The sequence below is a fragment of the Streptomyces sp. DvalAA-43 genome, assembly GCF_900091725.1.
In the GTDB taxonomy this organism is placed as follows: domain Bacteria; phylum Actinomycetota; class Actinomycetes; order Streptomycetales; family Streptomycetaceae; genus Streptomyces; species Streptomyces pulveraceus.
The window spans coordinates 55,517-71,003 of record NZ_FMBW01000091.1 but is presented as its reverse complement, the minus strand read 5'-3'; the positions used below and the strand labels follow the sequence as shown (position 1 = coordinate 71,003).

Here is a 15,487-nt window from a genome sequence, read left to right as displayed (position 1 = left end):
GCCGGTAACCTGGCGGAGTGACAAGCTCGGAAGAAACCCCTTCGTTCCGGCTCGCGTATGTCCCGGGGGTGACACCCGGAAAGTGGGTGCGGATCTGGAACGAGCGGCTGCCCGACGTCCCGCTGACCCTCGTGGGGGTACCGGCCGCCGAGGCGTCCGACGTGCTGCGGGGACGTGACGCCGACGCCGGCCTCGTACGGTTGCCGATCGACCGGACGGACCTCAGCGCGATCCCCCTGTACGCCGAGACGACCGTGGTCGTGATCCCGAAGGATCACATCATGGCGGCGGTCGACGAGGTCCGCGCGGCGGAGCTGGCCGATGACATCGTGCTGCACCCCCTCGACGACACCCTCGAATGGGAGCACCGCCCGGGGCGGCCGGCCATCGAGCGGCCCGCCACCACGGCGGACGCCGTGGAGCTGGTGGCCGCGGGAGTGGGTCTGCTCGTCGTACCCCAGTCCCTTGCCCGCCTCCACCACCGCAAGGACCTCACCTACCGTCCGGTGGTGGACGCCCCCGAATCGCGCGTCGCGCTGTCCTGGCTGGAGGACGAGACCACCGATCTGGTGGAGGAGTTCATCGGAATCGTCCGAGGGCGGACCGTCAACAGCACGAGGGGCCGCCCCAGGTCCCAGGCCCAGGGCAAGAGCGCCGATTCGGACGGTGCGCGGCGCAAGCCCGCGACCGGTAGGACGGCCGGAAGATCGACCGGCAAGGCGACCGGCGGATCCGGCGCCAAGTCGGCCGGGAGGAACCCGCGGAGCGGATCCGGTGGCCCCAAGGCCGCCAAACGCGGCAAGCCGCGCCGCCGTTCCTAGACATCGGCACGGCCGCCGGCGCGCGTCACCCCCGGCCGTCCCGGACCGGACCGCATCAGCGCCTGCGCCGCACCTTCGGTTCCGGGACCAGGCGCACGACGCCGTTGAGCAGATGGTCGATCAGGTCGTGCGAGGGCTTGTCCGTGAGGTTGGTGAGCAGCCGGGCCAGGGTGTCGAGCAGGAACGGTGACCCCATGACGTAGCGGTTGAGGACCGGCTGGAAGCCGGAGCGGCTGAAGACCAGGTCGGCAGCCGTGTTGCCGAGACGGTAGTAGCGGCCCCAGCGGCGGTTCATCTCGACGGGGTAGCCGTGCAGCACCTGTTCGCGCCGGGCACCCCCGGGCAGGGCGAGGGCCAGTGCGGCGGTCTCGGCGGCGACCTCACCGGCTTCCATGGCTTGGCCGATCCCCTCGCCGTTCCAGGGACTGATCATGCCTCCGGAGTCGCCGACGAGCAGCAGCCCGCGGGTGTACAGGGGATGGCGGTTGAAGCCCAGCGGAAGGGCAGCGCTGCGGACCGGGCCCTCCGCGTTCTCCTCGCGCAGCCCCCAGTGCTCGGGGGTACGGGCCAGCCACTCGTCCAACGTGGCACGCAGATCCGCCTTTCCGTGCCGCCGGTGCGGCAGCGCACCGAGACCGACGTTGACGCGGCCGTCGCCCATGGGGAAGATCCAGCCGTATCCGGGCAGGTAGTGATCGCTTCCGGGGAACCGGAGGTCGGCCCACAGCTCCAGGTACTCCTCCGCGGAGCGCTCGGGGCTGCGGTAGTAGCGGCGGGCGGCCGTCGCGATCTGCCTGTTCCGGTCCCGCTGCAACCCCATGGCGAGGGCGAGACGGGCGGAGGCGCCGTCGGCCGCGATCACGATCGGTGCGTGGAAGGCCAGGGGCTCCTTCTCGGTGGTCGTGGCGGTGACCCCGGTGATCCGGCCGACCCGGTCGGTCAGGGGCTCGGTCACCTTCACACCCGGGCGCAGCCGCGCCCCGGCGGCGACGGCGTGCCGGGCGAGGATGTCGTCGAAATCGTGCCGGCTGCGCGAGAGGCCGAAGTCCGGATAGCGGCCGAGCGCGGGCCAGTCGATGTGCACCTGGTGCTTCCCGGCCACCCAGCGCATCCCGCGCGAGCGCGTCCAGCCGGGAGCCTTGATGTCGACGCCCATCCTGATCAGCTGGTGCACCGCGCGCGGGGTCAGGCCGTCCCCGCACACCTTCTCCCGGGGGAAGCGGGACTTCTCCAGCAGCAGGACATCGACACCCGCCCTGGCGAGATGGAAGGCCGCGGCCGACCCCGCGGGCCCCGCCCCCACCACGATCACCTGGGCCTCCTCGTCCGGGCCGTGGTCGGACCGGGCGTCCGACGGAGACCGGTCTGGCGTCGTTTCCCGCATCGGGAACCCCTTCCTGGAGCCGGTGCCGTACCGGGGACGGCAGCCATCCGCATCATCATCGATCAAGGACGGCCGACGCGGGACCCGGTCCGGAAAACCGGCCCCTTCTTGAGGAGGGCCCAAGATGCGAAGTTGCTGAAACCGTGACAATTTACCCTTGCTGACCAGCTGCTCGGGTGAAGGGGGCCGTCTGATGGGGCGTCGTACGACGGTCCGAAGACCCTTACACGGTCCCGCCCTCCCCGAGAGCGCACCGGCCGACGCCGCGGCACCCGGCCCCGCCGGGCCGTCGCGCGCCGGGGCTCCGCCCTGCGCAGGTCCGGCCCACCGCCGCACGAGTCCCGTCGCCCCTTCCCGCCAGCACCGTTCTGCCGCCGCAAGGAGTGCCGTATGAGCACCATGGACGTCCCCTCGGAAGCCGAGTCGGAGCTCCCCGCATCGCAGCCACAGGCCAGGAAGACCGCGGCGCCGGGAATGACCTGGGTCACGCTGGCGCTGATGACCACCGCGTCGGTGGCCAGCCTGCGGTCCGCCCCGACGATGGCCGTGTACGGACTGGCCTGCGTATTCCTCTATGTCGTCCCGGCGATCGTGTTCCTGATGCCGACGGCGCTGGTCTCCGCCGAGCTGGCGTCGGGGTGGAACGGCGGTGTCTACCGCTGGGTGAGCGAGGGGCTGTCGAAGCCGCTCGGATTCCTCGCCGTGTGGTGCCAGTTCGCGATGACGATCTTCTACTATCCGAGCCTGCTCGCCTACGTCGCCAGCACCATCGCCTATGTCATCGACCCGAGACTGGCCGGCAGCGGCCTGTACACCGCGATCGTGATCATGGTCCTGTACTGGACCGGGGTGTGGGTCTCCGCCCGGGGCACGAAGGCCGTAGCCGGGCTCTCGTCCTGGGGCCTGATCATCGGGACACTGGTCCCGGGTACCGTCCTGGTGGTCCTCGGGCTCGTCTTCCTGGGCCAGGGCAACGGCTCCGCCGCCCCGATGACCAGCAGCCATCTGCTGCCCCAGTGGACGGGGCTCGCCAGTCTCGTCCTGATCGTCAACAACTTCCTCAGCTACTCCGGCATGGAGATGAACGCCGTCCATGTCTCGTCGCTGAAGAACCCGGCCAGGGAGTATCCGCGGTCGATGTTCCTCGCCATGGGACTGGTGCTGCTGATCTTCATCCTTCCGGCGCTGGCCATCAGCTGGGTCGTCCCGTCCGACCAACTGAGCCTCACCGCCGGTGTGATGCAGGCGTTCGACGCGTTCTTCTCGCACTTCCACGTCGGCTGGCTCACCCCGGTCGTCGCCGTCGCCCTCGTCGCGGCCGCGCTCGGCGGCATGCTGACCTGGCTGGCGGGGCCGTCCAAGGGCCTCCTGCTGATCTCCCGGGAGGAGGGCTATCTGCCACCGTTCCTGCAGAAGCTCAACAAGAACGGCATCCAGCAGAACATCCTCGTCACCCAGGGCGTCGTGACCACCGCCATCGCCCTCATGTACGCGCTGATCCCCAACGTCTCCAGCGCCTACTGGATCTTCTCCGTGATCACCACACAGGTGTACCTCATCGTCTACCTGCTGATGTTCGCCGCCGCGATCCGGCTCCGCAGGACCCGGCCGGACCACCCGCGCGGCTACCGCGCCCCCGCCCTCGTGCCCCTGTGCGTCCTCGGCCTGCTCGCCTCGCTCGCCGCCCTGGCCATCGGCTTCGTACCGTCGTCGCAGTTCGGTGGCGGCAGCGTCTGGTCGTACATCGCGCTGGTCGGTGGCGGGCTCGTCGTGCTCGGCCTGCTCGTGCCGTACCTCTTCCTCAGGCTCCGCAAGCCGGGCTGGCGCACTCCCGCCGCGGGACCCCCGGCCGGGCCGGAGGGCGCCACGGCGGACGGCGGCGCATGAGCCCGACACGCATGGCCTCCGAGCACCGCTGGATCTACCTCGGTGCGATCGTGCTCCTGGTCGCCCTCGTCGTCATCGGCGTCGTCCAGTACACGAGCGTCAGGGCCACCGACGATTCCCGCAGGAAGGCCGACGAGCTCAGCGAGAAGCTGGTGGAGGGCGGGTACCCGGCGCCCGACCCCGGCACCGTCCAGCGGCTGCTGGGCAAGGACGGCGGCATCGTCTGCGAGTCGCCCGACGACGCCCTCAGGACCGCCCTCTGGAAGATCCAGCTGTCCAACGGCTCGGACGGGCCCGGACAGCGCCCCGTCATCGCCGACACCCGGGCGGTAGGAGCCGAGCGGATCGTCCTCCAGGTCTACTGCCCCGACCAGGTCGAGGCGTTCGACAGGACCGTGGACGAGCTCAGGACCGACAGCACGGTCCGGCGCTGGCCCCGGACCCCACGAAGCAAGTACGAGAACCGGACCACCCGGGTCCGGGCCCGACGACCGGGAGACAACGATGAGCGAGCACGGACTGGCCGACCGGATCGCCGCCCTGATGCCGCGCGCCAAGGCGGATCTCACCGAGCTGGTCTCGATCCCCTCCGTCGCCGACCCCCGCCAGTACCCGCCCGAGGATTGCCGGAAAGCGGCCCAGTGGGTCGCCGACGCCTTCACCGAGGCGGGCCTCCACGATGTGCATCTCGCCGAGACGCCCGACGGCAGCGCGGCGGTGCTCGGCCACCGCCCGCCGCCGCCCGGAGCGCCGACCGTGCTGCTCTACTGCCACTACGACGTCCAGCCGCCGCTCGACGACGCGGCCTGGACCTCGCCGCCCTTCACGCTCACCGAGCGCGACGGCCGCTGGTACGGGCGCGGCACCGCCGACTGCAAGGGCAACATCGTCATGCACCTCACCGCACTGCGGGCCCTCGGCGACGACCTGCCCGTCGGGCTGCGGTTCGTCGCCGAGGGCTCGGAGGAACAGGGCACCGGCGGCATGGAGGCGTACGTCGAACAGCACCGCGAGCAGTTCCTCGCCGATGCCCTGCTCATCTGCGACACGGGCAACGCCGCCGTGGGGCAGCCGACCGTGACCACCTCCCTGCGGGGACTCGCCGGTCTCGTGGTGACGGTCTCCACCCTGCGGGGAGAGGTGCACTCGGGGATGTTCGGCGGACCGGCCCCGGACGCCCTCGCCGCCCTCGTCCAGATCCTGGCCACCCTGCGCGCCCCGGACGGCGGAACGCGCATCGACGGTCTCGACGCCACCGGCACCTGGTCCGGGGCGCCGTACGACGAGGAGCGGTTCCGGCGCGACGCCGATGTGCTGGACGGGGTGTCGCTCACCGGATCCGGCACCGTCGCCGACCGGCTCTGGGCCCGCCCCGCCGTCACCGTCCTGGGCATCGACTGCCCGCCGGTCGTCGGCTCGTCCGCCGCCGTCCAGGGCACCGCGCGGGCCCGGGTGAGCCTGCGCGTACCGCCGGGAACGGACCCGGACGCCGCCCTGCGGGCACTGACCGCCCATCTGGAGAAGGCCGCCCCCTGGGGCGCACACGTCTCCGTCGAGCCGGAGGGGACCGGCGCACCGTTCCGGGCCGCCACCGACGGACCCGCCTATGCGACCCTGGGCCGGGCCATGGCGGACGTCTACGGAAAGCCGATGGCCGCCCTCGGCCAGGGCGGCTCCATCCCGCTGTGCAACGTCTTCGGCAACGCCTGCCCCCGCGCCGAGATCATCCTGATGGGCGTGGAGGAACCGCAGTGCCTCATCCACGCCCCCGACGAGAGCGTCGACCCCACCGAGATCCAGCACATGGCCCATGTCGAGGCCCTCTTCCTGAGCCGGTACGCCGCCGCACGGCGGCACTGAGCACCGGCCGGAACCGACGGAGGGCCCCGCTACGACTCCAGATAGCGCAACACCGCCAGCACCCGCCTGCTGTAACCGGTGGCGCGTGGCAGACCCAGCTTCTCGAAGACCGCGTTGAGATTCTTCTCGACCGAACTGAGTGAGATGTGCAACTGCTGGGCGATGGCCGCGTTGCTGCGGCCCTGCGCCAGCTCCTGAAGGACGCTGCGCTCCCGGGGAGTCAGACCGGCCAACGGATCCACATGCGTGGTCCGGACCACCAACTGCCGTACGACTTCGGCGTCGATCGACGCCCCGCCCGCGTGGATCCGCTCCAGCGACTCCAGGAACTCGTCCACCTGCGCGACCCGGTCCTTGAGCAGATAGCCGACCCGCTCGGCGCTCTGGGACAGCAGCCGGACCGCGTAGGTGCGCTCCACGTGCTGGGAGAGCACCAGCACACCCACCAGCGGCCGGCGCTCGCGGATCTCCAGCGCGGCCCGCAGCCCCTCGTCGGTGTGGGTGGGAGGCATCCGGATGTCGACGACGACGAGGTCCGGCGGGTCCGCCTCGACGGCCCGGACGAGGGAGGTGCCGTCACCCACCGCGGCGAGGACCTCATGGCCCTCCTCCGCGAGCAGCAGGGCCAGGCCCTCCCTGAGCAGGGTCGAGTCCTCGGCGAGCATTACGCGCACGGCAACTCCGCGGTGATCGTGGTGGGGCCCCCGCAGGGGCTGTCGACGTACAACCGGCCGTCCAGCGCGTCCACCCGGCTGCGCAGCCCGGACAGCCCGCCGCCCAGGGGATCCGCGCCACCGGTGCCGTTGTCCTGGACGGACACCGACACACGGCTTCCGTCGCCGCCGACGCTCACCCGGATACGGGTGGCCCCGGAGTGCTTGGCCGCGTTGGTCACGGCCTCGCAGACCACGAAGTAGGCTGCGGTCTCCACCGGCCGGGGCGGGGGCAGCGGCAGACCGAACTCGACGTGCAGGGGAATGCCGCAGCGTTGGGCCACTCCGCCGAGCGCCTCTTCGAGCCCCAGGTCGTCGAGCGCCGACGGGTAGACGCGCCAGGCCACCTCGCGGAGTTCGGTGAGGACCTCCTGCGAAGCCTGGTGGGCCTGCCGGAGCAGCGACTCTGCCTGTTCGGGCGTCCGGTTGCGGCGCGCCCGCCCCAGCAGCATGCCCAGTGCCACCAGCCGTTGCTGCACACCGTCGTGCAGATCGCGTTCGATGCGCCTGCGTTCCGCGTCGACCGCCCGGAGCACTCCGGCCCGGCTGGCGGCCAGTTCGGCGATGCGCCGCTCCAGCAACTCCCGTTCGGAAGGCCCGAAGTGATCGTGTGCCAGCCGGGTGTCGAGCGCGTTCAGCGACACGAGCCCCTGGAGGTCCAGGAAGAGCAGGACACCGCCGAGGAGCGCCTGCGGCAGCAGTCCCCGCCAGTCGGTGGGATCGCGGACCACCCCCACGGCCAGCAGCCCCGCCAGCACCGCCCCGTACCCCAGCAGCGCGAGCACCCCGGCGGACAGTGCCCCCGTGCCGGTGCGGGCGGCCAGATAGCGCAGGACGTCCTGGTCGGCAGCGTGGTGGGCGGGGAACACATCGCCGAAGAACACACTGCGGCGGATCCGCTCCAGAGCGGTGAGCCGACGCGCCCCGGCAGTCAGCAGGGCCAGAGCACGCGGCCGGGTGCGGGGCCACCACACGAACGGCAGCGACAACGCGCCCGGCACGGCGAAATACAGCAGCCCGGTCAGAGCGGTGCAGCTGCCGAGCAGCGCGCCCGCGGCTCTGCGGGGCCACGGATACGGCCGCGCCGCGGGGACACCCGCCTCCTCGTGCCACCGGACGGGAACTCCCGGAAGCAGACCGGCCGTTCCTTCCGCGGATTCCCCCTGCACGGTTGCCGAGGCTAGTCGCGCGGCGGAGGCACGGCAAGATCCTTCCGGCCCGGTGGGGGCGACCGCAGGGCTCGGGGGCCACGGCGTCGGGTTCACCGGACCCGGCGGTGCTGCGCGCGGCCACGGGGCCGCAGCCGCATGACCACGTACCCCGCGACGGCGATCAGGACCAGGACGAGAACGGCCTTGGACAGCACCCCGACATAGGTCTCCACCAGATCCCACCGGTCGCCCAGCCAGTAACCCGCCATCACCAGAACCGAGTTCCACACCAGGCTGCCCATGGCGGTCAGCGTCACGAAGAGCGGCAGCGACATGCGCTCCACGCCCGCCGGCACGGAGATGAGGCTGCGGAAGATCGGCACCATGCGGCCCAGCAGGACCGCCTTGGTGCCGTGCCGGGCGAACCACCGTTCCGTGCGCTCCAGATCGGAGAGCTTCACCAGCGGCAGCCTCGCCCAGATCGCATGCATGCGGTCGCGGCCGAAGAGCATGCCGATCCCGTACAGAACCACCGCGCCGACCACCGAACCCAGCGTGGTCCAGAAGAGCGCTGAGGCCAGACCGATGACACCCTGCCCCGCCGCGAACCCGGTCAGCGGGAGGATGACCTCGCTGGGCAGCGGCGGAAAGAGATTCTCCAGTGCGATGGCGAGGCCCGCTCCCGGACCTCCCATGGTGTCGACGAGGCCGGCCGCCCAGCCGGCCACACCGCCCGCGGGTTCCTGGGGGAGACCCAGAATGACGAAATCCATGAATCGACTCCCGGCCGTCGAGGTGAGGCGCGGGAAGTCCGCCGCGCCCCACCGGCAACGCTAGGAACCGAGGGGCGGCGCCGGTACCGGGATGTCCGCAGGACCGGATGCTGTTCTCCGCACCCGCCACCCTGCGGTTTTCCGTAAGCGCGGTGCCGTGCCGGGCTGTTTCACTTCTGTAGGCGTGGTGCCGCGCCGGCCGTTTCACTTCTGTGCGAGGACGATCCAGACCTGGCCCGGAGCGAAGGTCATCCGCTCGCCGTCCGAAGCGGTGAACGAGGTCGCGGAATCGGCCGAGGGCCGCGACCAGCGCACGTCGTACTCCTTGCCGTCGCGCAGGACCACGGCGGATCCGGACCCCACGGTCTCGGTGTACGGGGAGGTGCTGCCCCACCGGTCCCGGTACAGCGAGGGGCGCACCGTCACGTTCTGCACCACCACATCCGCCGCACCGAGCCGGGCGCCCCCGGCCGTACGGGCCGGTGTGCCGTCCATGGCGACGAGCCACCGACCCCGTTCGGCGGACCAGGTGAACGTGAAGCGCGCGGCCGGGTAGCGGACCGTGCGGTCGGCGACGGCCCTGCCGCCCGGCACGGCGGCGGCGAAACGCAGCCCGATGTCCTCGGCCGCGTTCCTCCCGGTGGTGGCGTGCGGTGTCCGGCCGGGGCGCAGAAAGAGGTTGTGCGGTGCCGCGCGGTCGTCGGCGCGGAAGTACGCGCCCGGATCCTTCTCGGGAGGCAGCGGGTCCAACGGCGCCTCCGCGATGGCCGGGAGGAGCTTGGTCTGGGCCCCGGAGAAGGCGAGCGTCGGCCGGTCGAACTGGCGGAGCAGTTCCAGGTCCGTCTCCCGGGCACTGCGCACCGGGCCGACCACGGGTGGCAGCGAGGACGAATAGACGGCCATCATGCGGCTGAGACCGGCCTCGACCTGCTCCACGTAGATGATGTCCGCCTTGTCGAGTCCGGTCTGCGGGCGGGCGGGACCGACATTGTCGATCTTCACTGCGAGCACATGGGCGCGCGTGCCGGAGGACGTGGGCGCGGTACCGCTGGACGAGCCGCCCCGGCAGCCGGATACTGCCGCGACGAGCAGTGCCAGCAGGACCGATGAGGCCGCGGCCGGTCGCTTCGTCCGGGATGCGTGCATGAGGGGCCGTCCCTTCCGAGTCGGCCGACGCGACGCCTCCGGCTACTGCCGCCCGCCGCGACGGCTTCCTGCCCATCATCACGCAGAAGGGCGCCCCAGGGGCTCCCGAAGGCAGGACGTGCGGCCCTCGGCCGCGGACAGCGGCGTGTCGGACTCCGCGCTCAGTACGGCAGCGGGCGGCCGGACGGGGTCCTCAGATCGAGGGGCGGCGGCCGGGACGGCAGCTGTGGTCGTCGGACGATCCTGATGCGGCCCACTGCCACCACCCCCTGTCGGTCACCCGTCACATGCCCGGCGGGCGACCCGTTCATGCGGCTGCGGCGCGAATCGTCCGGATCACGGACCGCGGGCGGCCGCTTCGCGCCATCACGCGCAGGGCGAACCGGCCACGACGCCCCGTCGGACCGGTCATGACGCTCCGTCGGACCGGACGGGCCGCTCCCTGCCGCCCCGGCAGGATCTACCCGCGTTCGCGGGCCGGGACGGCGTGCCCAGGGTCCGGAGCCCCCTGGGCCGTTCGCCGTTCCCCGTACCGGAGCCGCGGGCGCACGGGAAGGAATGGGAGGTGACGGGAAGGCGCCATCTTCCCTTCGCACAGGGGACAGCGCGCCCACGCCCTCGCTATTCTCCGGGCTATGAGCCGTCAGCGTGGCACGGACGGGGCATCCGGCGGGGCGCCGCGGAGTCCCGGGTGACCGAGGGCATGGGCCCCGCGCCGGATGCCCGCACCGCCGAGGTGTGGCGAGCCTTCGGCACCCGGCTGCGTCAGTGGCGCAGGCGCGCCGGACTCACCCAGGCCCAGGTGGGTGCCCGCGTCGGATACGACCACACCGCCATCAGCAAGCTGGAGCACGGCACCCGCCGGACACCGCTGCCGCTGGCCCGCAGGCTGGACGAGCTGATGTCGGCGGACGGCGCGCTGCTCGCCGCCTGCGAGGCCGCCGAGGCCGCCGGCACGGGCGGCACGGGTGCGGAGAGCGCGGGACCGGTCCCCGCGCCGGCCCCCGCACGGCAGGGCCCCTTCCCCGGAGAGCCCGCGGGCGGCGCCCTGCTCGCGATGCTGCCACCGGACACCGTCCTGCCCAGCCGACTGCCCAGCTACGGGCTGATATGTCCGGTGCACGGCCGGGACGGCTGCACCGTCCCTGTACTCGCCGACGTCGTCGCCCTGCACTCGGCCTTCTGCTCCCTCGGCCCGGCCACCGTGTCGTGCCCGGCGCTGGACATCGACACCGTGCACGCCCTGACGGCGCTGCTCGCCGTCTGTCTGCGGGCCGACGAGGAGCGTGCCTGGCCCGGAGCGACCGTCGTGGTCGAACGTACCCTGCACGCGATGCTCCGCTGGATGGCCCTGCCCGCGGCGCCGTACCAGCGCCAGCTCGCCCCGCTGGCGGCCGAGTACGCGCAGTCCGCCGGCTGCCTTCGACTGCTGTGGGGCCGCAACGCGACGGCGATGGCCTGGCTGGACCGCTCCCTGGTCTGGGCCGGACTGGCCGGTCATGTCGGAACGGAGGTGGCCGCGCTCAGCGACATGAGCACACTGGCGCGGCTGGAGGGCGACGGCCCGTCCGCCCTCGCCTACGGAGGCGCGATCCGGCAGGCCGCCGTCGGCCGGTACTGGGCGGGCGCGATGAGCGACCTGTACCTGGCGCGCGGGCACGCGGTACGGGGCGACGCGCGGCAGACCCTGGGGCACATCGACCGCGCCTGGTCGCAGCTGGACCGGGTCGGAGAGCAGGACGAGACGGAGGCGCCCTGGCTGTCCGTCGCCTCGGTGCGCCTGCGGGTGGAGTCCGGTGCCGCCGGGGCGCTGCGGGACCTCGCCGCGGCGACGGGGGACCGCCGCCTGGCGCTGCGCGCGGTCGGGGCGGCCCGCACCGCGCTGACCCTGCTCCCGCCCGGGATGCATTCGGCGCGGATGCTGTTCCTGGTGCGGATGGCGGACGCCCATGTCTGCGCCCGGGACCCGCAGGCGGCGATCGCCATCGCGGGACCGGTGCTGGACACCACCGAGGTCACCGCCTCGACCCTGCTCGGCCAGGAACTGCGCGGCCTGCACGGACGGTTGGCGGCCCGGCACGACAACCGGCCGGAGATCGAGGACTTCACCCGCCGACTGGCGGCCGTCGTCCGCTGAGAGAGGCGGAGAGAATCCGGGGCGGGACGTGTGCGCACGCCCCGCCCCGGACGGTGAACCGGTGGAGAATCAGCTCGCGTCGAGCGTCACGTCGTCCAGGACGAAGCTGGTCTGCAGATAGGCGTCCTCACTGCTGGTGAAGCCGAGGGCGACCGTCTGGCCGGCGAAGGCGCCGACGTCGAAGGTCTTCTGGACGTAGGAACCCGAGGCGTCCGCGTTGGAGTACGTCGCGAGCGTCTTGGTGCCCAGCTTCACGGTGAACGTGTCGTACACGGTCGGGTCGCCCGCCGACTCGTCCGTGTCGGTGCGCAGATAGAACGACAGCTTGTACGTCGAGCAGCCCGCCGGAACGGTCAGCGACTGCGAGACCGTGTCCGAGTGCGTGGATCCCCAGCCCCCGAGCCAGGCCGTGTAGGAGCCGGAGTGGGCCGGCTTCTCCGACGTCCGGTTGTTGATCACACCGTCCGTCTGGGTCCATGGAGCGACACCGTTCTCGAAGCCGCCGTTGACGACGACCTGCCGGGCCTGGCAGCTGCCACCGCCACCGACGACGAGCGAGTACGTCGTGGTGTGGGTGGCCGTACCGGTCCCGGTCACCGTGAGGGTGTACGTGCCCGCCGCGGCCTGGGCCCCGGCGGAGACGGTCATCGTCGAGGCGGAGCCCGACTGCACGGACGCCGGGTCGAACGAGACGGTGACCCCGCTCGGCGCGCCGGAGGCCGTCAGCTTCACACTCTGCGCGGAGCCGCTGGTCGTCGCGGTGGACACGCTCGCGGTCACCGAGCCACCCGGCTGGACGTTGCCCGAGACCGGCTTCACCGAGACGGAGAAGTCGTCGGCGGGCGCGGTGGTGCCGACCGAGGTCTTCCAGATGGTGTACGCGACACCGTCGGCGCTGCGGTCGAGCGCGGTCGCGTTGATGTTGGCCGTGGTGTCACAGGACGAGTGGTAGCAGGAGTCGTAGGAACGGCCCGCCGTGCCGCCCCACTTGGTGGCCTGTGCCGATGTCTTGGTGGCGTCGGCGCCGGTCGCGTAGCCCGAGGTGGGGATGCCACCCTGCTGGAAGGAGTAGTCGTCCGAACGCCCCTGGCCCTCGATGTTCTCCTCCGGCGCGAGGCTCAGCGAGTCCCAGTACTCCTTCATCGGCGCGGAGGCGGCCGAGTTGACGTTGTTGATGAAGTAGCCGGCGTTGGTCGAGGCCACCATGTCGAAGTTGTAGTACGCCTTGATGGCGCTGCGCTGGGCCGCGCTGAGCTGGCCGACGTAGTACTCGGAACCCTGGAGGCCCTGCTCCTCGCCGTTCCACCAGGCGAAGCGGACGTGCTTCGTCATGGTCGGGTTCCGCTGGGCCAGGGTGAGGGCGTTCTCCAGCAGGGTGGCCGAGCCCGAGCCGTTGTCGTTGATCCCGGGACCGGCGGAGACGCCGTCCAGGTGGGCACCGAACATGATCGTCTGGTCGGACGGGCCGCCCGGCCAGTCGGCGATCAGGTTGTTGCCGCGGTAGGTGCAGCTGGTGCAGGTCTGCTCGCTGACGGTGTATCCGGCCGCCTCCAGCTTGCTCTTCACATAGGCGACGGAGGCCGTGTAGCCGGCGCTTCCGGCCCGGCGGTTGCCGCCGTTCTGGGTGGCGATGGTGTTCAGCTGCGTGAGGTGCGCCTGCACATTGGCGATGCTGATGTCCGGTGCGCCGCCGCCCGGATTGCCGCCGCCGTTGTCCACGGTCAGGGTGTACTGCGCGGTGTGGCTCTGGGTGCCGTCACCCTTCACCGTGAAGGTGTACGCGCCCGGCACGGCGTTCGAGGACGCCGAGACGGTCATCGTCGAGGACGCCCCGGACTGCACCGACGAGGGGCTGAAGGCCGCGGTGACCCCGCTGGGCAGACCGCTCGCCGTCAGGGCGACCGTCTGCGCGCTCCCGGAGCTGACCGTGGTCCGCACCGCGGCCGTCACCGAGCTGCCCGGCTTCACGGAGCCCGACGCCGGGTCCAGGGACATCGTGAAGTCGTTGTTGCCACTGGGCGTGCAGGACGGGTCGCCGCTCTGCGCGGGGACGCTGATGGCGTCCCAGGCGGCCTTGGTCCGGCCGAAGAGCAGACAGCTCGCGTCGAGGTTCTTCGCCGCGGTCAGCGTCGCCGTGCGGTAGCGCTTGTAGGTCATCCCGCTCGTCTTCAGCAGCATGCCGCCGTAGAAGACCTTGCCGGCGCTCTGGATGCCGACACCGGTGACCGAGGAGCTGTTGCAGGTGGGGCTGGACGGCTTGCCGCCGCCGGGGTTCGAGCCCTCCGCCAGCAGATAGAACCAGTGGTTGAGCGGACCGGCCGCGGCGTGCTCCTCCGTGTTGGGGATCGAGGAGCTGTAGCAGTTCGGGTCGCCGATCTGGCCCGGGTTGTACATGATCCGGATCGGCCCGTTGCCGACCAGGTTGATCTTCTCGCCGACGGTGTAGTCGGGGTCATCGTACGGGGCCGGCTCATTGGTGTACGCCTCGGTCAGGGCACCCATGATGTCGCCGGTGGCCTCACCGAGACCGGACTCGTTGTTGGCGCCGCCGGGCGTGTACTGGTCGATGCCGTGGCCGAACTCGTGGCCCACCACGTCGATCGCGCCGATCCACTGGTTGGCGTTGTTGTGGCCGATGGAGACCGAGGAGCCGTCCCAGTAGGCGTTGACGTCGTTCAGCCCGACCTTGACCGGCCAGCTGCCGCCGTTGCCGTTGTGCCCGTTGCGGCCGAGCCAGTCCTTCAGCATGTTCCACTCGTGCTGCGCCGCCCACATGACGTCGACGCAGCCGGTCTCCTTGCTGGTGGGGTTGCCGGTGCCCCAGGAGTCGGTGGACTTGGTGAAGACGCTGCCCGTGCTGTAGTCGGCGCAGCTCAGGCCGGGGCGGTTGGGGTCGCGCAGCGAGTAGCTGCTGCCCGACGCGGTGGTGTCGATGGCCAGCGGCGACGGGCCGTTCCACTGGCTGTTCCCGGTGCCCGCCTTGACGTCGTCGTAGCTGTCGAGCACCTTGCCGGTGCCCGCGTCGACGAAGACGTGCAGCCGGCTGGGGGACTTGGCGGTGCGTCCGGTGAGGACCGTCTCCCAGGCCAGCCGGGAGGACTTCTCGGTGGCACGGACCACCAGCCGCCGCGACTCCACCCGCTGCACCGTGCGGAGCTTCTTGCGGGCGGTGGTCTCGGCCGCCTTCGCGGAGACGGTCGGCGTGGTCGGCACGTTGATCCGCCGGGAGACCGCGGACTGGGTGCCGCGGACCCGGCCCTTCGAGTCGGCCACCACGACGGCGTCCCCGCCGACGACCGGCAGGCCGCGGTAGGTGCGCTGGTACGCGACGGAGTACAGGCCCTTGACCCAGGGGGTCACCATCTGCCGCTCGTACCGCTCCTCGGGCCCCTTCGCCAGGGTGTCGAGACCACTGGCGACGGCCCGGTCGGCCGCCGACACGGCGGCCGAGAGCGCGCTCGGGGCGGGCGGTGACGGTTCGGCGGATGCCGACTGCGCGCCGGTGACGACGAGCATGGAGGCGAGGACGGCCAGGGTCGTCCCGGCCGTCATCGGTCTGAGTTTCATCGAGGCTCCTTGATTCGGGGGGCCTCGATCACGGGCAGCCGCGTACCA

The 15,487-nt window shown here is 71.7% G+C and carries 11 protein-coding genes; 4 read left to right on the top strand and 7 right to left on the bottom strand.

Translation table 11 applies throughout. The annotated features are described in order from the left end of the window. The first annotated feature begins 17 nt into the window (after positions 1-17). Positions 18-821 (top strand): LysR family substrate-binding domain-containing protein, encoded by an 804-nt coding sequence (locus GA0115234_RS37890; RefSeq protein ID WP_093550859.1) that lies wholly within the window; start codon positions 18-20, stop codon positions 819-821. 55 nt (positions 822-876) lie between these two features. On the opposite strand, the gene GA0115234_RS37885 is transcribed toward GA0115234_RS37890, so the two are convergent. Then, complete coding sequence (locus GA0115234_RS37885) at positions 877-2,205, bottom strand: geranylgeranyl reductase family protein (RefSeq protein WP_093550857.1); 1,329 nt, start codon at positions 2,203-2,205, stop codon at positions 877-879. Positions 2,206-2,595: 390 nt separating this feature from the next. Between GA0115234_RS37885 and GA0115234_RS37880 the strand changes: the two genes are divergently transcribed. Beyond that, on the top strand, positions 2,596-4,092 hold the full coding sequence (locus GA0115234_RS37880; RefSeq protein WP_093550855.1) for an APC family permease: 1,497 nt from the start codon (positions 2,596-2,598) through the stop codon (positions 4,090-4,092). Between the two features lie 34 nt (positions 4,093-4,126). On the opposite strand, the gene GA0115234_RS42670 is transcribed toward GA0115234_RS37880, so the two are convergent. Then, positions 4,127-4,405, bottom strand: a complete 279-nt coding sequence (locus GA0115234_RS42670; RefSeq protein ID WP_161275742.1) for a hypothetical protein — start codon at positions 4,403-4,405, stop codon at positions 4,127-4,129. 191 nt (positions 4,406-4,596) lie between these two features. On the opposite strand from GA0115234_RS42670, the gene GA0115234_RS37870 reads away from it, so the two are divergent. Beyond that, entirely contained in the window at positions 4,597-5,952 is a 1,356-nt protein-coding gene (locus GA0115234_RS37870) for a dipeptidase (RefSeq protein ID WP_093550853.1), read from the top strand. Between the two features lie 29 nt (positions 5,953-5,981). On the opposite strand, the gene GA0115234_RS37865 is transcribed toward GA0115234_RS37870, so the two are convergent. From GA0115234_RS37865 to GA0115234_RS37850, 4 genes are all read right to left on the bottom strand, one after another. Further along, positions 5,982-6,617 carry a response regulator gene (locus GA0115234_RS37865; protein ID WP_093550851.1) on the bottom strand — a complete coding sequence of 212 codons (636 nt, stop codon included), beginning with the start codon at positions 6,615-6,617 and terminating at the stop codon, positions 5,982-5,984. Beyond that, positions 6,617-7,834 carry a sensor histidine kinase gene (locus GA0115234_RS37860; protein ID WP_370804733.1) on the bottom strand — a complete coding sequence of 406 codons (1,218 nt, stop codon included), beginning with the start codon at positions 7,832-7,834 and terminating at the stop codon, positions 6,617-6,619. Before GA0115234_RS37860 ends, GA0115234_RS37865 begins: the two co-directional genes overlap by 1 nt. Positions 7,835-7,926: 92 nt before the next feature. Continuing rightward, on the bottom strand, positions 7,927-8,589 hold the full coding sequence (locus GA0115234_RS37855; RefSeq protein WP_093550849.1) for a DedA family protein: 663 nt from the start codon (positions 8,587-8,589) through the stop codon (positions 7,927-7,929). Positions 8,590-8,793: 204 nt separating this feature from the next. After that, a complete protein-coding gene (locus GA0115234_RS37850) occupies positions 8,794-9,735 on the bottom strand; it encodes a DUF3048 domain-containing protein (RefSeq protein WP_093550847.1) in 942 nt (313 codons plus the stop codon). Positions 9,736-10,426: 691 nt separating this feature from the next. On the opposite strand from GA0115234_RS37850, the gene GA0115234_RS37845 reads away from it, so the two are divergent. Continuing rightward, the gene (locus GA0115234_RS37845; protein WP_093550845.1) at positions 10,427-11,872 is read left to right on the top strand and encodes a helix-turn-helix domain-containing protein; all 1,446 of its coding nucleotides are present in this window, start codon (positions 10,427-10,429) and stop codon (positions 11,870-11,872) included. Between the two features lie 69 nt (positions 11,873-11,941). Here GA0115234_RS37845 and GA0115234_RS37840 read toward each other — a convergent pair whose 3' ends face one another. Beyond that, a complete protein-coding gene (locus GA0115234_RS37840; protein ID WP_093550843.1) occupies positions 11,942-15,424 on the bottom strand; it encodes a M28 family peptidase in 3,483 nt (1,160 codons plus the stop codon). Between the last annotated feature and the right edge of the window lie 63 nt (positions 15,425-15,487).